Source organism: Pseudomonas sp. R76, assembly GCF_009834565.1.
Classification (GTDB): Bacteria; Pseudomonadota; Gammaproteobacteria; order Pseudomonadales; family Pseudomonadaceae; genus Aquipseudomonas.
Genome location: NZ_CP019428.1, coordinates 3404626 through 3429706, shown reverse-complemented (window position 1 = coordinate 3429706; position 25081 = coordinate 3404626). Strand labels below are relative to the sequence as shown.

At 58.5% G+C, this 25081-nt stretch carries 25 protein-coding genes; 12 read left to right on the top strand and 13 right to left on the bottom strand.

Annotation, left to right across the window (positions count from 1 at the left end):
• The first annotated feature begins 42 nt into the window (after positions 1-42).
• The 6 genes from PspR76_RS15455 (at position 43) to PspR76_RS15430 (ending at position 3756) form a co-directional block, all read left to right on the top strand.
• The gene (locus PspR76_RS15455; protein WP_159961455.1) at positions 43-546 is read left to right on the top strand and encodes a GlcG/HbpS family heme-binding protein; all 504 of its coding nucleotides are present in this window, start codon (positions 43-45) and stop codon (positions 544-546) included.
• 10 nt (positions 547-556) lie between these two features.
• Positions 557-967, top strand: coding sequence for a hydroxyisourate hydrolase (gene uraH / locus PspR76_RS15450; protein WP_159956555.1), 411 nt, complete (start codon positions 557-559; stop codon positions 965-967).
• A 237-nt stretch (positions 968-1204) separates the two neighbouring features.
• A complete protein-coding gene (locus PspR76_RS15445; RefSeq protein WP_159956553.1) occupies positions 1205-1669 on the top strand; it encodes a thiol-disulfide oxidoreductase DCC family protein in 465 nt (154 codons plus the stop codon).
• 154 nt (positions 1670-1823) lie between these two features.
• Entirely contained in the window at positions 1824-2384 is a 561-nt protein-coding gene (gene folE, locus PspR76_RS15440) for a GTP cyclohydrolase I FolE (protein ID WP_064452409.1), read from the top strand.
• 36 nt (positions 2385-2420) lie between these two features.
• Positions 2421-3131, top strand: a complete 711-nt coding sequence (locus PspR76_RS15435; RefSeq protein WP_159956551.1) for an SDR family NAD(P)-dependent oxidoreductase — start codon at positions 2421-2423, stop codon at positions 3129-3131.
• A gap of 187 nt (positions 3132-3318) precedes the next feature.
• On the top strand, positions 3319-3756 hold the full coding sequence (locus tag PspR76_RS15430; protein ID WP_159956549.1) for a PAS domain-containing protein: 438 nt from the start codon (positions 3319-3321) through the stop codon (positions 3754-3756).
• Between the two features lie 74 nt (positions 3757-3830).
• Here PspR76_RS15430 and PspR76_RS15425 read toward each other — a convergent pair whose 3' ends face one another.
• From PspR76_RS15425 to PspR76_RS15410, 4 genes are all read right to left on the bottom strand, one after another.
• Positions 3831-4394: a carboxymuconolactone decarboxylase family protein gene (locus tag PspR76_RS15425; RefSeq protein WP_159956547.1), complete on the bottom strand. Its 564-nt coding sequence runs from the start codon at positions 4392-4394 to the stop codon at positions 3831-3833.
• Positions 4395-4680: 286 nt separating this feature from the next.
• A complete protein-coding gene (locus PspR76_RS15420) occupies positions 4681-4929 on the bottom strand; it encodes a CsbD family protein (protein ID WP_159956545.1) in 249 nt (82 codons plus the stop codon).
• 972 nt (positions 4930-5901) lie between these two features.
• On the bottom strand, positions 5902-6360 hold the full coding sequence (locus tag PspR76_RS15415) for an Hsp20 family protein (protein ID WP_159961453.1): 459 nt from the start codon (positions 6358-6360) through the stop codon (positions 5902-5904).
• Positions 6361-6574: 214 nt separating this feature from the next.
• Positions 6575-6985, bottom strand: coding sequence for a phosphate-starvation-inducible PsiE family protein (locus PspR76_RS15410; protein ID WP_159961451.1), 411 nt, complete (start codon positions 6983-6985; stop codon positions 6575-6577).
• Between the two features lie 170 nt (positions 6986-7155).
• Between PspR76_RS15410 and PspR76_RS15405 the strand changes: the two genes are divergently transcribed.
• Together PspR76_RS15405 and PspR76_RS15400 are read left to right on the top strand one after the other, a co-directional pair.
• On the top strand, positions 7156-7296 hold the full coding sequence (locus PspR76_RS15405; protein WP_159956543.1) for a DUF2256 domain-containing protein: 141 nt from the start codon (positions 7156-7158) through the stop codon (positions 7294-7296).
• A gap of 146 nt (positions 7297-7442) precedes the next feature.
• A complete protein-coding gene (locus tag PspR76_RS15400) occupies positions 7443-7769 on the top strand; it encodes a hypothetical protein (protein WP_159956541.1) in 327 nt (108 codons plus the stop codon).
• Positions 7770-8022: 253 nt separating this feature from the next.
• Here the strand turns inward: PspR76_RS15400 and PspR76_RS15395 are convergent, their stop codons facing one another.
• The 7 genes from PspR76_RS15395 to PspR76_RS15365 form a co-directional block, all read right to left on the bottom strand.
• The gene (locus PspR76_RS15395; RefSeq protein WP_159956539.1) at positions 8023-9255 is read right to left on the bottom strand and encodes a phosphopentomutase; all 1233 of its coding nucleotides are present in this window, start codon (positions 9253-9255) and stop codon (positions 8023-8025) included.
• The gene (gene deoA, locus PspR76_RS15390) at positions 9252-10559 is read right to left on the bottom strand and encodes a thymidine phosphorylase (protein ID WP_159956537.1); all 1308 of its coding nucleotides are present in this window, start codon (positions 10557-10559) and stop codon (positions 9252-9254) included. Before deoA ends, PspR76_RS15395 begins: the two co-directional genes overlap by 4 nt.
• 10 nt (positions 10560-10569) lie before the next feature.
• Positions 10570-11835 carry a NupC/NupG family nucleoside CNT transporter gene (locus tag PspR76_RS15385; RefSeq protein WP_159956535.1) on the bottom strand — a complete coding sequence of 422 codons (1266 nt, stop codon included), beginning with the start codon at positions 11833-11835 and terminating at the stop codon, positions 10570-10572.
• 54 nt (positions 11836-11889) lie between these two features.
• Complete coding sequence (locus PspR76_RS15380; RefSeq protein WP_159956534.1) at positions 11890-12288, bottom strand: cytidine deaminase; 399 nt, start codon at positions 12286-12288, stop codon at positions 11890-11892.
• Between the two features lie 223 nt (positions 12289-12511).
• On the bottom strand, positions 12512-13120 hold the full coding sequence (locus PspR76_RS15375) for a dTMP kinase (RefSeq protein WP_159956532.1): 609 nt from the start codon (positions 13118-13120) through the stop codon (positions 12512-12514).
• A 662-nt stretch (positions 13121-13782) separates the two neighbouring features.
• A complete protein-coding gene (locus tag PspR76_RS15370; RefSeq protein ID WP_159956530.1) occupies positions 13783-15108 on the bottom strand; it encodes an LLM class flavin-dependent oxidoreductase in 1326 nt (441 codons plus the stop codon).
• A 23-nt stretch (positions 15109-15131) separates the two neighbouring features.
• A complete protein-coding gene (locus PspR76_RS15365) occupies positions 15132-16088 on the bottom strand; it encodes an ABC transporter substrate-binding protein (RefSeq protein WP_159956528.1) in 957 nt (318 codons plus the stop codon).
• 317 nt (positions 16089-16405) lie between these two features.
• On the opposite strand from PspR76_RS15365, the gene PspR76_RS15360 reads away from it, so the two are divergent.
• Genes PspR76_RS15360 through PspR76_RS15345 form a run of 4 tightly spaced genes read left to right on the top strand, consistent with a single transcriptional unit; the run spans position 16406 to position 23226 of the window.
• Complete coding sequence (locus tag PspR76_RS15360) at positions 16406-18013, top strand: efflux transporter outer membrane subunit (RefSeq protein WP_237235666.1); 1608 nt, start codon at positions 16406-16408, stop codon at positions 18011-18013.
• A 16-nt stretch (positions 18014-18029) separates the two neighbouring features.
• On the top strand, positions 18030-19217 hold the full coding sequence (locus tag PspR76_RS15355) for an efflux RND transporter periplasmic adaptor subunit (RefSeq protein WP_159956526.1): 1188 nt from the start codon (positions 18030-18032) through the stop codon (positions 19215-19217).
• 9 nt (positions 19218-19226) lie between these two features.
• Positions 19227-22292 carry an efflux RND transporter permease subunit gene (locus PspR76_RS15350; protein WP_159956524.1) on the top strand — a complete coding sequence of 1022 codons (3066 nt, stop codon included), beginning with the start codon at positions 19227-19229 and terminating at the stop codon, positions 22290-22292.
• A 25-nt stretch (positions 22293-22317) separates the two neighbouring features.
• Positions 22318-23226 (top strand): LysR family transcriptional regulator, encoded by a 909-nt coding sequence (locus tag PspR76_RS15345; protein WP_159956522.1) that lies wholly within the window; start codon positions 22318-22320, stop codon positions 23224-23226.
• A 9-nt stretch (positions 23227-23235) separates the two neighbouring features.
• Here the strand turns inward: PspR76_RS15345 and PspR76_RS15340 are convergent, their stop codons facing one another.
• Both PspR76_RS15340 and PspR76_RS15335 read right to left on the bottom strand, forming a co-directional pair.
• Complete coding sequence (locus tag PspR76_RS15340; protein ID WP_159956520.1) at positions 23236-24177, bottom strand: cupin; 942 nt, start codon at positions 24175-24177, stop codon at positions 23236-23238.
• Positions 24178-24460: 283 nt separating this feature from the next.
• Positions 24461-25000 (bottom strand): DUF7919 family protein, encoded by a 540-nt coding sequence (locus tag PspR76_RS15335; protein WP_159956518.1) that lies wholly within the window; start codon positions 24998-25000, stop codon positions 24461-24463.
• Positions 25001-25081 lie beyond the last annotated feature (81 nt).

Genomic DNA, 25081 nt, shown 5'->3' with positions numbered 1-25081 from the left:
ATGCCTGGCTATGACTCAGCCAGACCACACAAAGGACAAAGCATGCGTATAAGCCTATCGACCTCATTGCTGCTGTCACTCGCAATGAACTCAGCGCTCGCCGTTGCAGCCCCGGATCAAGTGCTGCAGCGCAACGACGTGTCACTGGCAATGGCCAACGATTTGCTGAATGCCGCGCTGACAGCCTGTCATGCCGATGGCCGTACAGGCGTTGCTGCCATTGTCGACCGTGGGGGCAATTTAGTCGCCTTGCAGCGCGACGATAACGTGGGGCCACACAACACATTAGCCGCCCAACGCAAAGCCTATACCGCCCTGTCGACCAAAACGCCAACACGACTATTGGCAGAGCGTGCCCGCAGCACACCCGATGCGGAAAACCTCAACACCCTGCATGAGCTGTTACTGCTGGGCGGCGGCGTGCCGTTGCTGTTTGAAGGGCAAGTCATTGGCGCGATCGGAGTGGCCGGTGCCGGCGGTGCAGCAAACGATGAAGGTTGCGCACTGGCCGCTATCAACAAAATTTTACCGACTGTCAAAAACTAAGGACATCATCATGACTGGATTAAAAACGTTCTTCGCGGGCCTTGTATTGAGTGTCGTATCGTCACTGGCGTTAGCGGCAGGAAACCCGCTCAGCGTGCATGTACTCAACTTACAAGATGGTCTGCCCTCCCCTGGCGTCAATGTCACGCTGGAAAAACAGGACGGCAAGAACTGGAACATGCTCAACAGCGCCGCGACAAACGAGCAAGGCCGTATTCCCGGGCTGTACCCCGATGGCCAGGCCCTGGAGAAAGGCATCTACCGTGTCACCTTTAAAACCGGTGAGTGGTTCAAAGCGCACAACGTCTCAAGTTTCTTTCCAGAGGTACCCGTCATTTTTGAGGTAGACGGTGCCGTTGCGCACTACCACATCCCATTACTGCTCAGCCCCTACGGTTTCTCTACCTACAGAGGGAATTGAGCGTCGACTAAAAAAACAAGGCCGCCCCTGATCTCATGGGCGGCCTTTCTGCTTGATTATTTGACCAACGTTATGTCGATGACCTGCATCGCACCGCTGGACCTGTTCTCGCAAGCTACAGGCGATCCGTTCACGAAAGCAGGCTGACCGCCCGTAGCACTTCAAAAAAAATAGTGCCCATTGTCAGTCTGGTTCTTTCAGCATATCGTGTAAAAAACTTATACAAGAGCATGGTCGATGTACAATAAAGTGAATTGGCCGCTGACCCTGTATTTCGACGGTGAATGCCCTCTGTGTGCGCGCGAAATCAAGCTCCTGCGCGGCCATGCCGTAAAGGATCGACTGCTGTTTGTGGACATCAGCAGCGGTGCATTCGACGCCAAGGCACTGGGGTTCACGTTCGAGCACATGCAGTCCTCGCTGCACGCCCGTTTTGCTGATGGACGCTGGGTAACCGGTCTGGACGCCACCCTTTGGAGCTGGCGAGCTGCCGGTTTGGGTTTCTGGGCAACGCCACTGACGTGGCGTGCATTGCGCCCGTTGTTTGAGTTCGGTTATCGCCTCTTCTGCCGCTTACGTCCCCATTTGGCGTGGTTACCTCACCCAGATAGTGGCCGTCGCTGTGTCGATAACCGTTGCGCGGTGCCGGCGCCCAAACCCGCATCAGACGGGCAGCCCACGTTGAAAAAAAAGCAGCCCTAGAAAGCCTCGCCTTGTCATGGCCCCGACGAAGAGCCTGGGTCATGGCTGATCTGGCGAACCCTGTGTCATCTGCGTCAGATCGTGCGCAGCAGATACTCTCCCACTGCCAAGGATTGCCGACACATCAAGCGCAGCAAGGCTGCGAGGAATAAAGATGAACCCATCATTAGCCGAGCATTACCGTGAAATTCTCGTCGGCGTAGGCGAGAACCCTGAGCGTGAAGGACTGCTGGATACCCCCAAGCGCGCAGCAAAAGCGATGCAGTACCTGTGCAATGGCTACACAATGAGTCTGGAGGAAGTGATCAATGGCGCATTGTTCGAATCGCAAAACGATGAAATGGTCATAGTGCGAGACATCGAGCTGTATTCATTATGTGAGCATCACATGCTGCCCTTCATCGGCAAGGCGCATGTAGCGTACATCCCCACCGGAAGGGTACTGGGCCTGTCGAAGGTCGCCCGGGTGGTGGATATGTTCGCCCGGCGCCTGCAGATCCAGGAAAACCTTACCAAACAAATTGCCGACGCCATTCAGCACATCACCGATGCCGCCGGCGTGGCCGTGGTCATTGAGGCGAAGCACATGTGCATGATGATGCGGGGTGTGGAGAAACAAAATTCGGTGATGACCTCATCCGTGATGCTTGGCGCCTTTCGCGAGTCCTCTGCTACACGTCACGAGTTCCTGCAACTGATAGGCCGACTGGGTTAACACCAAAAAATCGCATCAGACCGCAGGAGAGCCTGGATGAACACTCCCTTCACGATGAATTCCCTCGGTGAGGGCTATCGTGCCCTCGTAATAGGCGCCAGTGGGGCGCTCGGCTCGGCTTTTTGTGAGTTGCTCAATCAGGATCCACGGTGCGCGCATGTTCGTGAGTTGGGGCGCAACAGTGTTCCATTCCTCGATCTGGAGAATGCCGACAGTATCGCCAGAGCAGCGGCCGAATTGACGGAGGAAGCACCGTATCAGTTGATCTTGCATGCCGCCGGCCTGCTCCATCGCGACAAAATAAAGCCTGAAAAAAGTTACTCTGCGATTGATGCAGATGCGTTGCAGTCGGTATTTCAAGTCAACACAATCGGGCCTGCGCTGGTTTTGCGTCACTTTCTGCCCTTGCTTGATCCTCGCGGCGCGATGGCGATGCTCTCTGCCAAGGTGGGGAGCATCGGCGATAACCGCTTGGGCGGCTGGTACGCCTATCGCGCCTCCAAGGCAGCACTGAACATGCTGATCAAAACGGCAGCCATCGAACTGGCAAGAACCCGACCTCAGAGCCGACTGCTGAGCCTTCACCCGGGTACAGTTGTATCAGCACTGTCGCAACCCTTTCGGAGTGCCTCTGCCGCCAGGCCGGCAAACGTGGCCGCCTGTGAATTACTATCGCTGATCGACCGAATAGAGCCTGCCGACAGTGGCAATTTCTTCGCTTATAACGGAGAACGCCTTCCCTGGTAGGTAGGGAGTGAAGATTGAAACCGTTTTCCTGCGCTCTTGTACAGCAGAGCCTCCATGATGAGATTTGTGTCGCACGTGAAGGACACATAGAGTCGTTGGCGATATAGAGATACTTTCCAATGATCTCGAAAACGCTCATAACCCCCAAGTTGTCCTAGACTGATGTGAAATTCACCGGACTCTGAAAATGATCGACGCAGAATTGCTGAAATTGATGGTTGAAACGTCGAATGATGGCATTGTAATTGCCGAGCAGGAAGGCGATGAGAACATCCTGATCTACGCTAACCCCGCCTTTCAGCGCCTGACGGGATACAGCGTTGACGAAACGCTGTATCAGGACTGCCGCTTCCTTCAGGGTGATGACCGAGACCAAGCGGGCCTGGCTGTTATCCGAGAGGCGATAAAGCTGCATCAGCCCTGCCGGCAAATCATTCGCAACTATCGTAAGGACGGTAGCGCCTTCTGGAATGAGCTGTCGATTACTCCGGTTTTTAACGAGGCTGATCAGCTCACCTATTACATCGGCATCCAGAAGGACGTCAGCGTCGAGTTCGAGGCCCAAGAACGCGTGCGTGAACTCGAAGCGGAAGTCGCCAGCTTGAAAGCTCAACTGGCTCGATAGCCATGTCAATCGCGCGATCGCTGATAACGCCTTAATGGCGGCCTGAATAAATACTTGATTCACCTCAGCAGCCCCTAGGGCTCAGGGAATGGCAGTGGTGCATCTCCATCGCGTCGCACAGCAAAAACATTGAGTGTCATCGCCACAAACGCGTAGTAGCCATAGACACCTATCAGCTCAACCACAGCAGGCTCGCCAAGCGTACTGACGGCGTCGGCGTACAGAGCATCGTCAACGCGACGATACTCATAAAGTGCCCTCCCAAGACGATAAACAATACGTTCGTCATCACGCTGGAACTCCGGCAAAACCTGCTGCTTGAGAGACTCGATGATACTGTCTGACAGACCCGTGCTGCGGGCAATGGGCTCGTGAATTTGCCACTCAGCCTGGGACTGCCACCAGGAAGCAGTGACGAGAATAGCCAGCTCGGTCAATCGAAGCTCCAAGCGCGTACCGTATCTGCAAAACGCACCAAGCTTTTGGGCATGGCTGGCAAGCTCGGGACTTTGAATCCACGCTAAAAACGGGCCGTCAAGGTTGCCTCGTGGGCCACTGAGAATGTCTCTAAGGACGGCTCTCTGTGATTCATTCATCTGCTCTTCAGACAGTGGGCTGAGGCGCGATTGGATGGCCATCTCTAATACTCCTTAGGGCAGTTAATCGCCCCAGACTCTCATTGCCCTGTAAGCGTCCGGGGAAGTCAGAGGTATCTCGAATAGGCGTAGATCAGGGCGTCCCATGCACAACCTACCAAGACACTCGCGATCCAGACCGTATGCACGCCGAAGGACTACGACATGGGAAGAGATTTATGCGGGCCATTGAGTGGACCGCCCTCGCCCACTGATCTACAGGTCCAGACGCGCGGGGCGATAAACGCAAAAAGGGAACGCCCCTGACGGAGCGTTCTACCTTTGTGGCTCAGCGGCGAAAGAGACGATCTAGAACGAGCAAAGCAACTGCACCGATCGCGATTGCAGCAACTGGTTTTTCTTTAACAAATGTAGATACGCTGTCCAGCGCATCGCCATAGGTTTGGGTCAACTGACCAGCAACTTGGCGACCATTTCCTTCGGCCTCGAGCTTCGAATCACCAAACAATTTACCGACTGCGCTCTGCGCTTTGCCAGCAACCTTGTCTACAACCCCTTCTACCTGTTCGCTCTTCATGATTCACCAAATGTTCGTGTGGGAGTGAGTACCCCAGAAAAAACCTGGGCTTGATGCAATCTGCACAGCGTTAGGGGGACGAGCGTAATGATTAGTTCAAATTGATGTTGATCTCAAACGCGGGTAAGGGCGGTGAGCCATAAGTGTCCAGGCAATGAACCTTGTGCGTTTTCGCTGGAGCTGAATCCCGCAACGCCAACGGGTACCGATTCGATATATGAAGAATAAGCCGTACCTCTTTCTATGCAGAGGCCTCGACGATAATCTAGCGCATGAACTAGCCAGACTGGGAGATTTTAGCCCATGGATAGTATGGGCCCGCCTTTTAAATGAATGGTGCTGGCTGTCAACGTCGTGACGGTCGCATATTGATAACCCACGAAGATAAAAAATCCATGGCCTTGAGTCCCACGCCCCCAGTATCCCCTCTGAAAAGCCTCCTTTTGCGCAGGAGCTATTTCGGTTTCCTAGCTGTGATCGTCCTCCTCCCATTAGGGGTCACGCTACTTTGCCAGGGTGCAGTGCAGGTCTCAGCGCTGCGTTATACAGAATGGTCTGTGAGGAAAATATTTAATATCTACTGCGTGCTAATTCAAGTTTCCTGTGGAATCTGTGGCGTCTTGAGTGTAGCCCGCATTGGTTTTGATCTGTGCAAGCGACGCCATAGACTAAAACCTCAGCTCAAGCTTATGGTGGGTTTGCTTATGGGGCTGGGTTGGTCGATGTACAACATCACCCTCACACATATTTATCCTAGGCCCGAGATAACGCTTAGCGCGGATATTTTGATAGTTTTTCTATTTGTGACAAGCTCTGTCATGTTTTGGAGAATGGCGTGTCACTATTGGGCGATCAAAGCTAAGCGATAGAATGGCTCTCGGATCCTGTTGTATAGGCAAACTGTACTTGCATGCCGCTGAGATCGATTAAAGCAGAAGAAAAAAGGCGCTCCGGAGAGCGCCTTGAACAAAATTATTGCAGGCTTACCTGACGCTGGTCTGGCTTGCCAGCAGTACCGATCTGGATGCGTTTTGGCTTGGCTTCTTCGGGAATAACTCGAAGCAACTCGATTGCCAACAGCCCATGGGTGAGTGATGCACCTTGCACCTCGATGTGGTCAGCCAGCCGGAAAGACAAGCGGAAGGCCCGCTGAGCTATGCCTTGGTGAAGGTAAGTCACCTTCTCATCGTTTTCGCGTTTTCCACCAGAAACGTTCAGTACGCCATTCTCTACCTGAATGTCTATGTCCTCCTCTGTGAGACCCGCCACTGCAATCACGATGCGGTATTGATCATCACCATGTTTCTCGACGTTATGAGGTGGGTAGCTATTACCAGCCTCACTACGAAGCGCCGATTCAAACAAGTCGTTGAAGCGATCAAAACCCACGGACTGACGAAACAGAGGGGCCAAAGAAAGAGTAGTAGCCATAGCAAAATCTCCTGAGTTTTCTCCAAGTGATTTAAGACGCGACCCGTTTTCGGCATCGCGTAAAACCGAAAATAGGTACTTCCAAAACATTTTCAAGGGCACCTCGAAAAAAATTTTCCAACCCAATTTCTCGGCTTAAAACCATGGGCACACCGTGCCGCACAGGCAACGCGCCTGCAGCGAGCGAATTCGTCAGTTGCTGGAGCGCAGCTCGCTAATCAGACAGGTCGCGGTGCCGCAAAAGCCAGCAAAGCAGGCCGAGTACCAACGTCGCGAAACCTAGCGCCGCGATGGTCGAAGCCGGAGTGACGGCCGAATCCAGGATGACAAATTTTCGGCTCAGGGCCAGCAATGCAATCATCAGTACGGTTCTTACCTGCACGACGCTGTTGCGCCTGAGGGCGGGTCGCACTATCGAATGCTTGAATTCCAAGGCAATCAATACCGTGAAAATGGAGCCAAATAGCGCTTGGAATGCGTTGTGATCCAGCGGATCAATGGCTCCGCCTATCAGAAGGGGCACTACATTCCGGCAGAGTTGCATCACGGCGATAACGATCACCAGCGCTATGATCAGGCTCAGCGTCAGTACCACCAGTTGCTCGAAGCGCTCATAGGCGCTCATCAAAGCCCATTGGATTTTAAAATTTTTAAATGTCGAGTTACTCTCACGGTTTTCTGGATGAAGCTTAGACACGACCTCTCTCCTCTTGTCTTGGAGGACTTATTTAAGATGCGCCCCGTTTCGCGGTTTGACCAAGTATGGGCATACGAACTTGATATCAAGGACGTCTATTGAAAAAGTCAGAGCTTCCAGTCAAAACCTGTGCAACCTGTGGGCTTCCTTTCACATGGCGAAAGAAATGGGCCCGTTGCTGGGACGAAGTACGCTATTGCTCGGAGCGCTGCAGACGCAGCAAGTCACTCAAAACCTGAATAAGAAAGCGCTGTTTAAGCCCTTTTGTGCTCGGGCGAAGATGACTTCGTCAGCCAAGGCTCAACCGTGATTGAATTCCACACCGAGGGGCATGGTCACCTATAAGGAGAATAGAAGACGACAACGAGCCCTTTGGAGCCCCTGGATGTATCCGACAACACCCGATGGCCGTTATTTTTTAGTTAACGGCAAACTCTGGCGCTGCAGCAATCCGTCGCTGCCCGCAGACGCACGCCAGAAGTGGGTTAATTCACTTATGGAAGCGCGTCGTGAAGTAAAGAGCGCTAAAGCGTCAGGTGATGAGACGCAGCTGAACGGTGCGAGGGCGCGGGTTCAGAAGGCCAAGGTCGAGCTGGGTGAGCGCGGGCCGGTATGGTGGGATGATGGTTCCCCCGACTTTAATCAGTGCCAGGTCAAAAACACGCCCTATTCGCAATGGCATAAATCTCTCGCGGCTACACAAGCGAAGTAAAGCTCGCACTTAAAGCCAGTTCGCAAGACACGCTCCACTGCCTCAGCGGCAGCTTCGTCACACGCTCATTCCACGTGACGTACCTTCAATCTGCCCTGCATCGCGCCGAAAGCCCATGTCGCAGCGACTCGGCGGGCGCCAGGTTGGCGCCGAAGCAGGCAGATTAAAGGCCGTAATGAATCACCTGTAGGCGGCATCCGGGACTAAGATTTATTCCGGAGGGGAATGCTGCCTATACGGTGGATCTGTGTTTCTAGCGATGCTCCCTCAACAAAAACGACTCGCCCCACACCAACGGCCCCAACCCCAAATGCGCCGCCAACGTCTGGCCAATATCAGCAAAGCTGCCCCGCTCGCCCAGCCAACCTGCGGCCATACCAGCACCATAAGCCAACACAGGCACATGCTCACGGGTGTGATCGCTGCCCGGCCGCGACGGGTCGCAACCGTGGTCTGCGCTGATGATCAGCAACGTGTGCGGGTCCATCAACGCGAGTAATTCCGGCAGCCTGCGGTCGAAAGCCTCCAACGCGGCGGCGTAGCCAGCCAGGTCGCGGCGGTGGCCGTAGAGCATGTCGAAGTCGACGAAGTTGGCGAACACCAGACTGTTGTCCGGCGCTTCCTGGTAGGCCTTGAGCGTGGCATCGAACAGCGCGTCGTTGCCGTCGGCCTTATACAGCCGACTGATACCTCGGTGAGCGAAGATATCGCCGATTTTGCCGACCGCATGCACGCTGCCGCCGGCTTCGCAGAGACGATCAAGCAGCGTCGCCGACGGCGGTGGCACGGTGTAGTCGCGACGATTGCCGGTGCGGCGGAACGCGCCCGCGTGCTCGCCGGTAAACGGTCGGGCAATGACCCTGCCGACGGTGTATGCATCACATAACTCACGCGCGATTTCACACACTCGATACAGCGCATCGAGCCCGAAGTGGCTTTCATGGGCGGCGATCTGCATCACGCTGTCGGCTGAGGTGTAGCAAATCGGCTGTCGGCTGCGGATGTGCGCCTCACCCAAGTCGTCCAGCACCGTGGTGCCCGAGACGTGGCAGTTGCCCAGGATGCCGGGCAACTCTGCCCGCTCGATCAGGTCGGCGAGCAATTGTGGCGGGAATGAATCGACCGGCTGCTCGAAATACCCCCAGTCGAACAACACCGGCACGCCCATCATTTCCCAATGCCCGGACGGCGTGTCTTTGCCGGAGGATTGCTCCCGCGCGTGGCCGTAGGCACCGACCGGTGCAGCGTCGCCCCAGTGGCCCGGTAACGGGCCGTCACCACTGGCCGCCGCGGCAGCCCCCAAGCCCAAACGGCCCAGGTTTGGTAACGACAAAGCTCCCTTTCGAAACGGCCCATCGGCTTCGCCACGGGCGCACGCCTCGGCAATATGGCGCAGGGTGTCGGCGCCGGTGTCGCCAAAAAGAGCGGCGTCGGCACTGGCGCCGATGCCCAACGAGTCGAGGACTAACACAATGGCCTTGCTCATAGTTTTTCCTGAATCAAATCACGTGCGGCCAGGCCAGCTCCGCCTAACCGATAGGCTGCGCGCAAGGCGGCTGCGCCCTGCCCGGCCTGCTCCAGGTTGCGCGCGTGCACCCACCCCAGCGGCCGTTGCGCGTTGACCTGTTCACCGACGAAGGCCAAATCGCTGAAACCCACGGACAGGTCCAGCACATCGTCCGGGTGACTGCGCCCGCCGCCCAATGCCACTACCGCCAAGCCCACCGCACGGGTGTCGATCTCGCTGACGCAGCCTTCTTCCTCGGCCCACACCGGCACCGACACGGCGGCCTTGGGTAAATGCGCTTCGGGGTCGCGGGTAAAATCCTGCGGGCCGCCCAGTGCACCGACCATTTGCTCGAAGCGCTGCAAAGCCGCCCCGCTCTGCCAGGCCTGCAGCAATTGGTCGCGCGCCTGAGCGTCATCGTTCGCCAAACCGGCCATCCTCAGCACCTCGCTCGCCAGCGCCAACGTCACCGCCCACAGGCGTTCACTGCGCACCTCGCCCTTGAGCAGCGCGACTGCTTCGGCCACCTCCAGGGCATTGCCGGCACTGCGCGCCAGCGGCTGGTTCATGTCGGTGATCAGCGCACGGGTGTTGACCCCGGCACCGTTGGCTACCGCGACGATGCTGGCGGCCAGCGCACGCGCCTGTTCCGGCTCGGCCATGAAGGCGCCGTTGCCGGTCTTCACGTCCATGATCAAGACGTCGAGGCCGGCGGCGAGTTTCTTGCCGAGGATCGACGCGGTGATCAGATCAATCGACTCCACCGACCCGGTCACATCGCGGATCACATACAAGCGCTTGTCCGCAGGTGCCAGGTTGGCGGTCTGGCCGATGATGGCGCAACCGACTTCGGCCACCACCGCGTGCAGGCGTTCAGGGCTGGGTTGGCAGTCGTAGCCGGGGATGCTTTCGAGCTTGTCCAGGGTGCCGCCGGTATGCCCGAGGCCGCGCCCGGAAATCATCGGCACGTAACAGCCACAGGCCGCCAGCAATGGCGCGAGCAGCAAGCTGATCATATCGCCGACGCCACCGGTGGAATGCTTGTCGACGACCGGCCCTGGCAGATCCCACTTCAGCACCTGGCCGGAATCGCGCATGGCCTCGGTCAAGGCCAGACGCTCACTCACATCCATGCCCTTGATGAACACCGCCATGGCGAACGCGGCCACCTGGCCATCGCTGAGGCTGCCGTCGGCAATGCCGGCGACAAAGCGTTGAATGTCAATTGCGGCCAGGGCGTGCCCGTCGCGTTTACGCCGAATCACTTCTTGTGGCAACCACATACCGTACTCCTTACAGCGAAATGAAAAAGCCGACAATCGCCGCACTCATCAGGTTGGAAAGCGTGCCACCGATCATGGCGCGCAAGCCCAGCCGCGCCAGCTCCTGGCGCCGTTGCGGGGCGATACCGGTCAAACCGCCCAGCTGGATGGCAATCGAAGAAAGGTTGGCAAAGCCACACAGGGCAAAGGTCACGATCACCTGGGTGTGCACCGACAACAGCGGCACACCGGCTTCGGCGGCCTTGGCCGGGGTCAAGTAATTAGCCAGGTCGGCATAGGCGACAAACTCGTTGAGCACCAGTTTTTCACCGATAAAACCGCCGGCCAGCACCGCCTCATGCCACGGCACCCCGAGCAGAAAAGCGATGGGCGCCAGCACGTGCCCGAGGACCAGTTGCAAGGTCAATTGCGGGTAGCCAAACCAATTGCCGGCCCAGCCCAATAGCCCGTTGAACAGCGCGATCAATGCGATAAACGCCAGCAACATGGCACCGACGGACAAGGCCAGGCGCAAGCCGACCTGGGCGCCCTCGGCGGCGGCGTCGATGATATTGGTTGGGCGGTTCTCAGCCTGCCCCAGCTCCTCGATCACCTGTTCGGTGCGGGCTGGTTCGGTTTCCGGTTCCATCAGCTTGGCCATCAACAAGGCTCCCGGCGCCGACATGAAACACGCGGCGATCAGGTACTTTAGTTCCACCCCAAGCCCGGCATAGCCCAACAGCACCGAGCCTGCCACCGCCGCGAAACCGCCGACCATCACCGCGAACAACTCAGAGCGTGTCAGCTTGGCAATGAACGGCCGCACCACCAGCGGCACCTCCGACTGGCCGATGAAAATCGCCGACGTCACCACCATCGACTCGATACGGCTGGTACCCAGCAACAGGCGCAAGGCGCCGCCCACCAGCCGGATGATCCAGCCCATCACGCCGATGTAATACAGCACCGAGATAAAGCTGCCGAAGAACACGATCATCGGCAACACTCGAATGGCGAATACAAACCCGCCACTGCCGAACACTTCAAACATGTGCGGCGAACTCAGGCCGCCGAACAGAAACTCGATGCCTTTGTTCGCGTACAGCTGCAGCGAGGCCACCGCCCCCGACAGCGAAGCCAGCACCGTCTGGCCCCAAGGCACGTAAAGCGCAAAAGCACCGATCAACACCTGGATCACAAACGCCACCGAAACGGTGCGCCAATTGATCGAGCGACGCTGATGGGATAAAGCAATGGCAATGACAATAAGGGTCGCTATTCCGACAAGACTGATCATGCAGACGTCTCAACAATGGACCGAGCGGACGCAGACCCGAAGGCCTGCCCAGGATTAGAAAGCGTCGAAGGCGCCCGGCAGCAATTGCGCCAGGGTCCAGGTACGCGTGGCGGCCGGGTCACTGCCCTGGCAAATCACCACTGCATCCTTGGCCATCAACTCCAGCATCACCTGGCGGCAGGCACCGCAAGGGCTTATCAGTGAAACGTTGGGTGCATAAACCGCCATCGCCGTGAAACTGCCGGGCGCATGGCCCTGGCTGATGGCGCTGAACAAGGCGCTGCGCTCGGCACAGTTGGTCAGCCCGTAAGAGATGTTCTCCACGTTGCAACCCTGTACCACTTCACCGTCGGCGGTCAGCAACGCCGCGCCAACCGGAAAGTGGGAGTAAGGCGAGTACGTGCTCTGGGCGGCACGCTTTGCCTGTTCCATCAAACGCTCTTCAATTGTCATTCACAGGGTCATCCCATTTTGTTGCGAGCACGTCCAGGGCGGGCGTGACGCTATTATCCTGTTATTTAAATAACATTTGATGTGATTTCTCAACCTTTTTCTGAGTGCGAATACAGGAAATGAATGCAGGGGTGGTGTGAAGGGTTTGGGATTGGGCTTGGAGCGCCTTACCGGCACGGGTCACGGCAGCGGCGTTGCACCGCTCCGGCCAGGACCCGCAGCTTTAAAGCAGGCTATAAATCTCAGCAACCACCTGCAGTGTTGCGTCGTCGATCGTGCCTTCATTACGGCATAAAACCCAGCCTTGCTCAGCAACCGCTCGCTCGAACGCCTGCGTACACGCGACCTGTTCCTCCAGCGTATGGATCACCGTACTGCTCAGCCCACGCCGTCGTGCTGCGGCCCTCGCCCACGAAATATCCGGGGCGGTGACAACCCCGACATGCAAGTCAGGCACGCGCACGTTCCGATCAATGTTGAGCTGTAGAATTTCTGCAAAGGGGACTATCCGGCGAAACGCGGCATCCGAGGGGTACCAGCGATCAATCAGCACGATGCTGCCCGGTGGCTGTTTATCGAGCACATGCTCGGACATCCAGGCACGGCTATCAGCAAAGCGCTCGCAAACCTGAAGTTCCAGATCCCGGGTGGGGTTTCTGACGAATTGGTTAACGAGGGCCATTGTTTCACCCCGATAGGGATCGCTTTTTCTCTCGCAAAGCCGGATCACCTTGTTATTGCCTGCCCTCAGGGCTTTCGTAACGGCTTCCAACAGCGTGGTTTTGCCGGTGCCCTTGGGCCCATCCAGGGAAACAAACAGCGAACGATTCATTCTTCAACTAATGATTGATAGAGGCGTCGACGGACTCTATCTGAATTTATGCCAGAGGGTTCTCAAAACCCAGGGTTGCAGCTGTTTATAAACACCCGCCATTATCCCTATCTAGGTGGGAGCGGGCTTGCCCGCGATGGCGACGGCCCAGCAAGCATTGATGCCGACTGACCCACCGCTTTCGCAGGCAAGCCAGCTCCCACATTCGACCGCATGCCGAGGCTGGAACCCGGTCAGCTGTAAAAAATGCAGATCAAAATGTGGGAGCGGGCTTGCTCGCGAAGGCGTCAGCCCAGCAAACATTAATGCTGACTGACCCACCGCTTTCGCAGGCAAGCCAGCTCCCACATTCGACCGCATTCCGAGGCTGGAACCCGGTCAGCTGTAAAAAATGCAGATCAAAATGTGGGAGCGGGCTTGCCCGCGATAGCGTCAGCCCAGCAAACATTAATGCTGTCTGACACACCGCTTTCGCAGGCAAGCCAGCTCCCACATTCGACCGCATGCCGAGGCTGGAACCCAGTCAGCTGCAAAAAATGCAGATCAAAATGTGGGAGCGGGCTTGCCCGCGAAGGCGACGGCCCAGCAAACATCGATCCTGACTGACCCACCGCTTTCGCAGGCAAGCCAGCTCCCACATTACGAAGCAGACAGTCGCACTCTTAATCTATGTGCATGAACCGAGGAATTTCCAGCCCCAAGCTTTCACGCAAGGTCGTCCCTTCATACGCTTTGCGATAGACACCCCGCTCTTGCAGCAACGTTATGACTTCCTGCGTAAACCGCGCGAACTGCTGCGGATGCCCAATGTAGATATTGAACCCATCCACCGCCCGCGCTTCAAACCATTCCGCCATTTTGCGCGCAACGGTGTCCGCCGTGCCCACAAACGCCCCCGGTCGCAGTTGCCGTCCGAACTCCACCGCCTGGCGCAACGTGAAGCCTTTCTCCCGCGCCTGGTCAGCAATGCGTTTGGCGTTGGTGAAAAAGCTGCTGCGCGCGGCTTCCAGACTCTCTTGCGGGAACGGCGCATCGAGGTCGTACTGACTGAAATCATGCCAGCCGAAATTACGTCCGAACTCCTTCAGCGCCAGTTCAAAGCTGTGATCCGCGTGATGGTAGTGCTGCTCGATTTCACGCGCCTGCGCATCGGTGTCGCCCACATAAATCTCGGCGCCGGGCATCACCAATAACTGCTCCGGGTCGCGACCGTGTTGCGCCGCCCTGCCCTTTATATCCCGGTAGAACGCCTGGCCCTGTTCGATGCTGGCCGCGTGGGTGAAGATCACATCGGCGGTGGCCGCACCCAGGTCGCGGCCTTGCTCTGAGTCGCCGGCCTGGAAGATCACCGGCTGGCCTTGGGGTGAGCGCTGGATGTTCAGCGGGCCGACCACGGAAAAATGCTCGCCCTTGTGGTTCAGGCTGTGCAGTTTGCGCGGGTCGAGAAACTGGCCGGTCGCGCGGTCGCGCACAAACGCATCGTCCTCGTAGGAGTTCCACAGGCCTTGCACCACTTGGACGTGCTCGGCGGCGCGGCTGTAGCGGGTGTCGTAGTCGTAATGTTCGTCGCGGCTGTAGTTGCCAGCAGTGCCGGCATCGCCGCTGGTGACCACGTTCCAGCCGGTGCGGCCTTTGCTGATCAGGTCGAGGGAGGCCAGGCGCCGTGCGACGTTGTAGGGCGAGTTGTAAGAAGTGGTCAGCGTTCCGACCAAGCCCAGGTGCCGCGTGCTGACAGCCAACGCCGATAACAATGTCAGCGGTTCCAGGCGGTTCAGGTAGTGGGATGGCGAGCCTTCGGTGATGAACTGGCTGTCGACGATAAACATCAAGTCGAACAGCGCCGCTTCGGCCTGGCGCGCGATGTCGATGTACCAGTCGACATTGACGCTGGCATCAGCCGGCAGTTGCGGGTCAAGCCACAGGTTATGGCGACCTGGCCCGCCGCAACCCATGGTCAAGGCACCCAGTTTGAGCTGTCTGTTGGTCATGTCAGATGAATTCCTTGAAGCGTTCAGGGCTGGGTGGTGGCGACGGCGGGTTGCAGGGCGGCCGAGAAGGAGTCGTCGAACAGGCTGGCCGCCGAGTACGACTTGACCAGGCCTTGGCTTGCGAAAAAGTCCACGGTCTTTTGCGCGTCTACCGGCGATTGCGCGGTCAGTGGCTCGACCGTGGTGCGGGCGCGGGCGAACCAGGCACGGGCGATGTCGGTGTCGGCGCGGGTGCGTTTGGCCCAGACATCGGCGTAAGCGTCAGCATTGGCCGGATTTTGGCGCGCCCAGTCACGGGCTTTTTTCAGGCGTTGAAGAAAGTCGCTGATCTGTGCGCGCTTGGCATCCACGGCCTTGGCGTTGGCGGCGATGAAGCTCTGGGCCGGAATCAAGCCCTCAGCGGTGGCGAGTACGCGGGCACCTTGGCGTTCCTGTTGGGTGACGTAGGGCTCCCACGTGGCGATGACGTCAACCGAGCCGCCTTCCAGCGCATGGGAGGCATCGAGGGCGCTGAGATAGCGCAGCTCCAGCGAGTCGCGTGGGACGCCGGCTTTATCCAGCGCAGTCAGCAGCAATTGCTGGCTCCAGGAGCCTTTCCAGATTGCCGCACGCTTGCCGGCAAGGTCCGCCAGGCTGTGGATCGAGGAGTCCTTGCGGACCAGAATCGCCACGCCTTCGAGATTTTGCCGACTGACTGCAATCACCTTGATCGGCGCGCCCAGCGCACCCAGGAACAGCACCGGCGCGTCCCCCAGCAAGCCGATATCCAGGCTGTTGGCATTCAGCGCTTCGGCAACCGGCGAGCCTGCGGTGAATTGCTTCCATTCCAGCGTGTAGGGCAGATTTTCCAGCACACCCGCCGCTTCCATCACGGCTTGGGCGTTGTAGCTTTGGTCACCGACCACCAGCGTTTGCGCGTTCGCGGTCAGGCACAACAGGGTGGCAGCCAACCCGGCCGCCAGTTTTGAAAGGTAACGCACGTTCGTCTCCAGATGCCTTGTCAGGCATGCAAGTCGATCCGCGCGCGCGGTCTCGGAGTGTTCGTAGGGACTCATACGATGCGGTTATAACCACCGCTTGTAAAGTACCCATAACGCATAACGTAATGCATAAATAATGCAGCATCCGCATTTTCATCTTGCCGACACTGCGCCAGTACATTGCGGACTGCCCGGCGCCACCTACACTGATTGAAACCTTGGTAACCCGCGCCTTTTTTCAGCGGCCGAGGCGGATGGAAATGCACGCATGACTCAACAATAAAAAGCAGTTAACCACCTGATTACCTAGAGTAAATATGAAAGAGCAGCGTCGCCAGCGTGCATCAGGAGTAGCGCCCATCCGCGCCCCGTTTAAACCACCCCATCGGCTGGCGACCCTAAGCCTGCTGTGCATTGCCCTCGCCGCCTGTACCGTTGGGCCTGATTTCACGCGCCCCGATGTGCCGACAAATGCCGACTATTCAAGAGAAAAACTCACCGCCACCGCCGGGGCCGATATCGACACCGGTGGCGCGGCGCAGCGGCTGATCGCCGGCATGGATATCCCTGGGCAGTGGTGGACGCTGTTCCGCTCGCCGTCACTCAATGCCCTGGTCGAAGAGGCCCTGCGTGCCAACCCGGATGTCAGCGCTGCGCAGGCGGCATTACGCCAGGCTAACGAACTGGTGTATGCCGATCAGGCGTCACTGTTTCCCTCGGTGAGCGCCAATGTGCAGAAAGCCCGCGAGAAAGTCTCGGGCGTGACCTCGGGCATTCCGGAATCGCCGATTCTTACGGTGAGTTCGGCATCGCTCAGCGTGTCCTATGCCCCGGACGTGTTCGGCGGCACGCGCCGGCAAATCGAATCGACCACGGCGCAGGCTGAGTACGAGCGCTTCCAGCTGGAGGCGACTTACCTGACCTTGACTTCGAATGTGGTCAACACGGCGGTCAGCCTGGCGTCGTTGCGCGATCAAGTCGCCGCCACCGAAGAAATCATCAAACTGCAGGGCGGCCAGCTCGACTTGCTGCAAGCCCAGCGACGACTGGGCGCCATCGGCGATAGCGATGTGCTCACACAGCAAACCGCGCTGGCACAAACCCGTGCGACCTTGCCGCCGCTGCAAAAGCAATTGGCGCAGACCCGCAACCAGTTGATGGCGTACCTCGGGCGCTTTCCGAATCAGGATCAGGGCGAGCGTTTCAACCTGGCCTCCTTGCACCTGCCGGAAGAACTGCCGGTCAGCCTGCCCTCGGCCATTGTCGGCCAGCGGCCGGATGTGCGCTCGGCGCAGGCACAACTGCATCAAGCAAGCGCCAATATCGGCGTGGCCGTCGCCAATCAATTGCCGCAGTTCAGCATTACCGGGTCGTTAGGCTCCACGGTGGCCAGTGGCACCAAGCTGTTTTCGGCGGGCAGCGGCGTCTGGAGCCTGGCCGGTTCAATCACCCAGCCGATCTTTGATGCCGGCGCACTCGAACACCGCAAACGCGCGGCCGTGGCTGCCTATGATGAGTCGGCAGCGCGCTACCGCGGCACCGTGATTACCGCGTTCCAGGACGTGGCCAATGCGCTGCGGGCGCTGGAGGCGGATGCCGATGCGCTCAACCAGCAAGTCGTGGCCGAACGCGCTGCCCAAGCCAACCTCGACTTGGTACAGGCCCAGTTCCGCCTCGGCGCCGTGGCGTATATCAACTTGCTCAACGCCCAGCAAACCTACCAGAACACCGCGCTATCGCGCGTCAAGGCGCAGGCCGCTCGGTACAGCGACACCACCGCTTTGTTCCAGGCATTGGGCGGTGGCTGGTGGAACCGCACCGACGTCGACCCCGCCACCCAGGGCAAACCGGATCGCTTCGGCCTGCCGTCGTGGCAAGAGATCATGCCAGCCAGCAATAAGGCTGCACCTGAATCGAATCATTGAAACAGTGAGAGACCCCATGGCTGACGTTCAGACTGCCTCTGCCCTGCCCCCCGAGCCCGGACAACCGCGCAAGCGTCGTCTGTGGCGGCCGATGCTCATCATGATCGTGGTGGTGCTGGTGATCGTCGCGATCATCGCCGGGGTGAAATTCGTGCAGATTTCGGCACTGATCGCCCAATCCAAAGCGCCGTTGCCGGCCGCCGTGGTGACGGCCATGCAGGTGCCATTTAGCGACTGGCAACCGAGCGTCTCCGCCGTGGGCTCGATGAAGGCGGTGCGCGGCGTGGATGTGACCACGGAAGTCGGCGGCATCGTGCGCACCCTCGGCTTTACGCCGGGGCAGGAAGTCGCGGCCCAGGCGCTGCTGGTGCAGTTGAATGCCGACGCGGATATCGCGCAACTGCATTCCCTGGAGGCCACCGCCGACCTCGCCGGCATTGTGCTCAAGCGCGACAAGGCGCAGCTGGCGGTCAACGCCATCTCCCAGGCCCAAGTCGACACCGACACCGCCGACCTCAAAGCCAAGCTCGCCGCCGCCGAACAACAGCGGGCACTGGTGGCGAAAAAAACCATTCGCGCGCCGTTTGCCGGGCGCATCGGCATTACCAGTGTCAACCCAGGGCAATACCTCAACCCCGGCGACAAAATCGCCACGCTGCAGACCTTTGATCCCATCTACATCGACTTCTCGGTGCCGCAGACCCAGCTGGAAGCCATCGCCATCGGCCAAAGCGTGGCGGTGACGGCCGATGGCCTGTCGAATAAAACCTTCACCGGGAAGATCAGCACCATCGACACGCAGTTCGACGCAACCACACGCAACGTCACCGTCGAAGCCACCGTTGAGAACCCCAAGCAAAGCCTGGTGCCCGGCATGTTCGCGCGCGCGGTGGTCAACTCCGGCACCACCCAACGCTACCTCACCGTTCCGCAAACCTCGGTCACCTACAACCCTTACGGCACCACGGTGTTTATCGCCACCTCGAGCAAAAACGACAAAGGCGAAGAGGTGCTCACCGCGCAACAAACCTTCATCAAGACCGGGCCGACCCGTGGCGATCAGGTCGCGGTGCTGTCGGGCGTGAAAGAAGGCGACCTGTTGATCACCAGCGGCCAGATGAAGCTCAAGAACGGCTCGCCGGTGAAGGTCGATAACAGCGCCGCACCGCTGAACGACCCGGCGCCGACTCCCCAAGAACACTAAAGGTGTCCCATGAAGCTTACCGATACCTTTATCCAGCGGCCGGTGTGGGCCGTGGTGGTTTCGCTGTTCATCCTGATCCTGGGGCTGCGTTCGATCTTCGAATTGCCGGTGAACCAATGGCCGCGCACCGAAAATACCGTGGTCACCATCACCACCGCCTACTACGGCGCGGACGCGTCCACGGTCGCCGGGTTTATTACCCAGCCGCTGGAGTCGGCCATTGCCCAGGCCCAGGGCATCGACTATCTATCCTCGACCAGCATCACCGGTGTCTCGACGATTACCGCCACGCTGCGCTTGAACTACGACGCCAGCAAGGCGCTCACCGAGATCAATACCCAGGTCAACTCGGTCAAGAACCAACTGCCGGCCCAGTCCCAGGAACCGGTGCTCACGATTGCCGTCGGGCAGACCACCGACGCCATGTACCTGGGCTTCTACAGCGACACGCTGCCCACCAACAACATCACTGACTACCTGGTGCGGGTGGTCAAGCCCAAGCTCGATTCGATCCAGGGCGTGCAGACCGCGGAGATTCTCGGCGGGCGCCAGTTTGCCCTGCGCGCCTGGCTGGACCCGGACAAGTTGGCGGCGCACAACGTCACGGCGCAGGACGTGTCCACGGCCCTGGCCAATAACAACTACCTGTCGGCTGTGGGCTCGACCCGTGGGCAAACCGTCACCGTCGACCTTACGGCCGGCACCGACCTGCACACCGTGGATGAATTCAAGCGCCTGGTGATCAAGCAGAAAGGCGACGCACTGGTTTATTTGGAAGACGTGGCCACCGTGACCCTCGGCGCCGAAAGCTACGACAGCAGCGTGGCGTTTTCCGGCAAGCGTTCGGTGTTTATCGGCATCAAGGCGGCGCCCACCGCAAATATCCTGACTGTCGCCGACAGCGTGCGCGAAGCGTTCCCCGAGCTGCAATCGCAACTGCCGTCCGGCGTGCGCGGCGAGATCGTGTATGACTCCACCGAGTTCATCAACACCTCGATTTACGAAGTGGTGAAGACCCTGGTCGAGGCGATGATCATTGTTTCGGTGGTGATTTACCTGTTCCTCGGCTCCTTCCGCGCGGTGATTGTGCCGCTGGTGGCGATCCCGCTGTCGCTGGTCGGGACCTTCTTCATCATGTACCTGCTGGGTTACTCGATTAACCTGCTGACCCTGCTCGCGCTGGTATTGGCGATCGGCCTGGTGGTGGACGACGCGATTATCGTGGTGGAAAACGTCGACCGGCATATCAAGGAAGAAGGCAAAAGCGTGCTCGAGGCCTCGCTGATCGCGGCGCGGGAACTCGGCGGCCCGATCATCGCGATGACCGTGGTGCTGGTGGCCGCGTACGTGCCCATCGGCTTGCGCAGCGGCCTTACCGGCGCGTTGTTCAAGGAGTTCTGTTTCTCGCTGGCGGGCGCCGTGACCGTGTCGGCCGTGGTCGCGTTGACCCTGTCGCCGATGATGACCTCCAAGCTGTTCAAGTCCGGGCAGGAGGAAGGCCGTTTTGCACGCAAGCTCGACCAGTACTTTGACTGGCTGCGCGGGCGTTACCACCGCGTGCTGTCCGGCGGGCTGAACATCTGGCCGGTGCTGGTGACCTTTGGGTTTGTGCTGTTCCTGCTGGTCGCCGCCAGTGGCATGACCGCCAAAAGCGAACTGTCGCCGACCGAAGACCAAGGTCTGGTGTTCATGCAGATCAAAGGCCCGCCGACGGCTTCGCCGCAACAGATGGAGCGCATTGCCGACCAGGCTTTTCAGATCGCCAGCAAAGAAACTGAATACGCGCAGATGTTCCAACTCACCGGCCTGCCTATTCTCAACCAGGGCCTGGGCGGCGTGCTGCTCAAAACCTGGGGTGACCGCACACGCTCGCAAGCCCAGCTGATTCTCGACCTGCAGCAAAAATGGAACCAGGTGCCCGGCGCGACCATCGCCGCCTTCCCACTGCCGTCGCTGCCCGGCGCCCAGGGCTTGCCGGTGCAGTTTGTGATCACCACCACCGACTCGGTGGAAAACCTCAATGAAGTGGCCCAGGCGGTCATGGCCGAGGCGCAGAAACAACAGCTGTTCTGGTTCGCCGACATGGATTTGAAACTGGACAAGCCACAAGCCAAATTGGTGGTTGACCGGGAGAAGATCGCCGCACTCGGCATGACCCAGGCCGACGTCGGCGCCGCGCTGTCCGCGGCGTTGGGCGGTAACTACGTGAACTACTTCTCCACGGCCGGGCGCTCCTACAAGGTTATTCCCCAAGTGCTGCAGGTTAACCGCCTCAACCCGGAGCAAGTGCTGGATTACTACATTCGCACGCCCGCAGGCGCGATGATCCCGGCGCGCACCGTGGCGCATATCGAGACCTCGACCCAGCCGGAATCGATCAACCACTTCCAGCAACTCAACTCGGCGACCCTGTCCGGCGTCAGTGGCGTGGCCCAGGGCGAGCTGCTGGCCAAGCTCAACACCATCCTCACCAACGTGGCGCCTTCGGGTTACACCTCGGACTTTGCCGGCGAATCGCGCCAGTTCATCCAGGAATCCGGTGGCTTTTTTGGCTTGCTGATGTTCTCGATTCTGATCGTCTACCTGGCGCTGGCTTTCCAGTTCGAGAGCTTCCGCGACCCGGTCGTCATCCTGTTCTCGGTGCCGCCGGCACTGTTCGGCGCCCTCGCCTTCATCACCATGGGTTACGCCTCGATCAACGTGTACACCCAGGTGGGCCTGGTAACGCTGCTGGGGTTGATCACCAAGCACGGCATCCTGATCGTGCAGTTCGCCAACCAATTGCAGCGCGCCGGGCACAGCAAGCGCGAAGCCATCGAAGAAGCCGCCGGCGTGCGCTTGCGCCCGATCCTGATGACCACCGCCGCCATGGTGCTCGGCGTGGTGCCACTGGTGTGGGCATCCGGCGCAGGGGCTGCGGGGCGGCATGATATGGGGCTGGTGATCTTTGCCGGGTTGTCGATTGGTACGCTGCTGACTTTGTTTATGGTGCCGGCGATGTATATGTTTATTGGTGAAACGCATCATCAGGAAGCTGAGCAGTCGATGCCTGGATCAGACCTGAGGGCCACTTGACTGTCACCTATGAGCATCGCCGATTTTGGATTACTTCACTGCACTGACCGCCTTCGTCGAAGCCGCTGAAGGCAACAACTTCTCGCGCGCGGCCGAGCGGCTCGGCATCAAGGCGTCAACGGTTTCGCGCTACGTTAAAGACCTGGAACAGGACCTCGGCATTGCGCTGTTCAACCGCTCGACACGCACGCTGCACCTGACCGAAGGCGGCCAGACGTTTCTGCTGCACGCGCGTCGGGTGCTGGATGAACTGGAACAAGCCAAGGCGGCGACATCGGCGCTGAACCAGCAACCGCGCGGGGTGCTCAAGCTTAATGTGCCACCGGCTTTTGCCCGTCACCATATCCTTCCCGTCCTCAACACGTTTTTGGCGCGTTATCCGCAGATCAAGCTGGAGCTGGTGCTGGAGGAAGCGCAGGTCAACTTGATTCATGCAGGCGTCGACCTGGCGATTCGGATTGGCGCACTTGCCGACTCCACCCTCAAGGCTCGCAAGATCTGCGCGGGCAAGTACCTGCTGGTGGCAAGCCCGGCGTTTGCGGCGCAACACCCTGCCCCGTCCACACCGACAGAGCTGGCCAGCCTGCCGGCGATCCTGGGTAGGCACGCCGCGGACCATTTTGCCTTCGCTTGCGCAGATGAGGTGCTGCCATTGGTGCATGGCGACTGCATTCGCATCAGCGACCTTGACGCGCAGTTGATCGCTGCGCGCCAAGGCCTGGGTTTTGCGCTGCTGCCTGACTGGTTGGTGGCCAAGTCGATTGAAACCGGCGAACTGCGGGTTTGGATGCCGCACTGGACCATCCGTGGCGCAGAGCAGGCGTTTGCCGTGTGGTTTGTTTACCCGCCCAAGCGCATCGTGTCGTCCAAGGTCAGGTGCTTCATCGACTTTGTCGTCGAGCAGCTAGGCGAAACACCGTATTGGAAACGCTGAAAGCATCCGTCAGCTGAAGCGGATATCCAGCGCGCGTAAATAGGTCTGCAGCCCGGCGTCCTGGATCGGGATCAGGAAAGCCTCCGTATCCGACTCATTGAAGTGCGCATGCCAGTAGCCCGGTGGCGTCACGAACGCCAAGCCGGGCGACCAGTCCACCCGTACCGGGTTGCGGATCTGGCCGTCGGCGTCCAGCTCAGTACCGACCAGCGAGTAGCATCCCTTGGGGCAGTCGATAATGAAGTCGAGTGCAATCGACTGATGCCGGTGCGGCTTTTGAATCGAACCGGGCGGCAGGATGCCGTACATGGCCCACAGCACATGCGTGACGGTGCGGGTCTGTGGGAAATTGCGATTCCCCAGCAAGATGCTGATACGGCTGCGGTCCTGGGCACGCGGGTCGTCAGCCGCTTCACGCAGCTTCAGGCTGGCCAGTGCTGCGGGATACAAGGTCGGCGCGAAACGGTCGGCGCTGCGCGTCACGCCCAGGTAGCGCAACAGCGGTTCGTCATGCACGTAGTACAGGCGCGCATCCTGTGTGACGCTGAAGTGAGCCGACAGCATCCCAGGCAACGCGATAAAACAACCGGCAGACCATTCAATTACATGCTCGCCCTGAACAACACTGCCCTCCCCGGCAATCACATAAAACACCTGTGAAGTCGCATTGGGGTGCAGGTCCAGGGCTTCGCCGGCGTTCAGGCGAATAAAGTTGGCACACAGCCCTGGCCCCGTCGCCGGCCCCTCGCAACCCAACGCATCACTGAGGTCAAGCGCGACGACACGCGAAGGGCCGCTGTCATACAGCGAGGCCGGGAAGCCGTGGTAGGGAATCCGGGTAATCAGATTGGCACTGATGGGGTTGGCCGCTTTGCTGTACTCAAAGTACTCGGCGTCCAGTTGCTCGCTCGGCAATGTATCGGTCAGGTTGAGCTTGAATTCGCTGTTCATCATCCACCTCAGGCTTTGGCTGGTTTGGACCGACTATAGGCATTGCGACTACTGGTATTAAGCACTCGTTTGGCATAGCAGTTGTGCAGGATGGGGTGGTTGGGTGTTTTTTGTCGATTGCCCCGACGCACGAGGGCAAACTTTAACGCTGGTTTGCCCTGTTTTACTTATCTCCTGACGTTGCTGATTATGTGATCAACACAACTCATCCCGGCAGAAAAAATGTCTGTTGAATCTATAAGACAGTAGAAGCTTGGAGACCGACTTCACTGGCACTATTTTTTCAGCTTCCTCTGGGATCTGCGGCAGACGCTCGTTTAATGTAAGCGGCAGCCAAATCCATTTTTTCTTCTCCTGAGAGCCGTCCCCAATCACTTAGCCTCAACTGCTCTTTATATAGTTCATCCGCACTATACGGAACATTTTCATCCACTGCATCTATAGCAGCGATGAATTCTTCGGGAGGAAGATAATTATGAACTGCTATAAAGTGCAGAATCATAACGGGCGCGGTATATATAACGCCATTCGCAGGAATCCAGAGTTCAGCGTTAGGCAACGCATTTCCAACTGAATCACGCAATTGCAATGCACCACATATCTGGCAGGCATGCAATTCTCTAACCGGCTCAACAAGCGGCCTAAACACAACGTTACCACTGGCTAAGCTGGTCAGTTTTAGGAGACTTTTCTCTGGCACATCGCCCAGCGGAAATAATGACGCTACATCAATCCAACCGACATTTTTCACACCCGACAAAGTGAAAGGCTCTATTTGGTGAGTGTAGGCGGTCAAGTCGGAAAAACAGGTCATCTTAATCATTTTAATTACCTCCATCACCTATAGAGAGCGACCTGAGTAAAAACAACAAAAATGGAAAAGCAGGGAATTCCGGGGATGTCG

What these genes read in the sequence shown, in the direction of transcription:
- PspR76_RS15455 (WP_159961455.1), top strand. Translation starts at nt 43, where the DNA reads ATGCGTATAAGCCTATCGACCTCATTGCTGCTGTCACTCGCAATGAAC.
- uraH (WP_159956555.1), top strand. Translation starts at nt 557, where the DNA reads ATGACTGGATTAAAAACGTTCTTCGCGGGCCTTGTATTGAGTGTCGTA.
- PspR76_RS15445 (WP_159956553.1), top strand. Translation starts at nt 1,205, where the DNA reads ATGTACAATAAAGTGAATTGGCCGCTGACCCTGTATTTCGACGGTGAA.
- folE (WP_064452409.1), top strand. Translation starts at nt 1,824, where the DNA reads ATGAACCCATCATTAGCCGAGCATTACCGTGAAATTCTCGTCGGCGTA.
- PspR76_RS15435 (WP_159956551.1), top strand. Translation starts at nt 2,421, where the DNA reads ATGAACACTCCCTTCACGATGAATTCCCTCGGTGAGGGCTATCGTGCC.
- PspR76_RS15430 (WP_159956549.1), top strand. Translation starts at nt 3,319, where the DNA reads ATGATCGACGCAGAATTGCTGAAATTGATGGTTGAAACGTCGAATGAT.
- PspR76_RS15425 (WP_159956547.1), bottom strand. Translation starts at nt 4,394, where the DNA reads ATGGCCATCCAATCGCGCCTCAGCCCACTGTCTGAAGAGCAGATGAAT.
- PspR76_RS15420 (WP_159956545.1), bottom strand. Translation starts at nt 4,929, where the DNA reads ATGAAGAGCGAACAGGTAGAAGGGGTTGTAGACAAGGTTGCTGGCAAA.
- PspR76_RS15415 (WP_159961453.1), bottom strand. Translation starts at nt 6,360, where the DNA reads ATGGCTACTACTCTTTCTTTGGCCCCTCTGTTTCGTCAGTCCGTGGGT.
- PspR76_RS15410 (WP_159961451.1), bottom strand. Translation starts at nt 6,985, where the DNA reads ATGAGCGCCTATGAGCGCTTCGAGCAACTGGTGGTACTGACGCTGAGC.
- PspR76_RS15400 (WP_159956541.1), top strand. Translation starts at nt 7,443, where the DNA reads ATGTATCCGACAACACCCGATGGCCGTTATTTTTTAGTTAACGGCAAA.
- PspR76_RS15395 (WP_159956539.1), bottom strand. Translation starts at nt 9,255, where the DNA reads ATGAGCAAGGCCATTGTGTTAGTCCTCGACTCGTTGGGCATCGGCGCC.
- deoA (WP_159956537.1), bottom strand. Translation starts at nt 10,559, where the DNA reads ATGTGGTTGCCACAAGAAGTGATTCGGCGTAAACGCGACGGGCACGCC.
- PspR76_RS15385 (WP_159956535.1), bottom strand. Translation starts at nt 11,835, where the DNA reads ATGATCAGTCTTGTCGGAATAGCGACCCTTATTGTCATTGCCATTGCT.
- PspR76_RS15380 (WP_159956534.1), bottom strand. Translation starts at nt 12,288, where the DNA reads ATGACAATTGAAGAGCGTTTGATGGAACAGGCAAAGCGTGCCGCCCAG.
- PspR76_RS15375 (WP_159956532.1), bottom strand. Translation starts at nt 13,120, where the DNA reads ATGAATCGTTCGCTGTTTGTTTCCCTGGATGGGCCCAAGGGCACCGGC.
- PspR76_RS15370 (WP_159956530.1), bottom strand. Translation starts at nt 15,108, where the DNA reads ATGACCAACAGACAGCTCAAACTGGGTGCCTTGACCATGGGTTGCGGC.
- PspR76_RS15360 (WP_237235666.1), top strand. Translation starts at nt 16,406, where the DNA reads ATGAAAGAGCAGCGTCGCCAGCGTGCATCAGGAGTAGCGCCCATCCGC.
- PspR76_RS15355 (WP_159956526.1), top strand. Translation starts at nt 18,030, where the DNA reads ATGGCTGACGTTCAGACTGCCTCTGCCCTGCCCCCCGAGCCCGGACAA.
- PspR76_RS15350 (WP_159956524.1), top strand. Translation starts at nt 19,227, where the DNA reads ATGAAGCTTACCGATACCTTTATCCAGCGGCCGGTGTGGGCCGTGGTG.
- PspR76_RS15340 (WP_159956520.1), bottom strand. Translation starts at nt 24,177, where the DNA reads ATGAACAGCGAATTCAAGCTCAACCTGACCGATACATTGCCGAGCGAG.
- PspR76_RS15335 (WP_159956518.1), bottom strand. Translation starts at nt 25,000, where the DNA reads ATGATTAAGATGACCTGTTTTTCCGACTTGACCGCCTACACTCACCAA.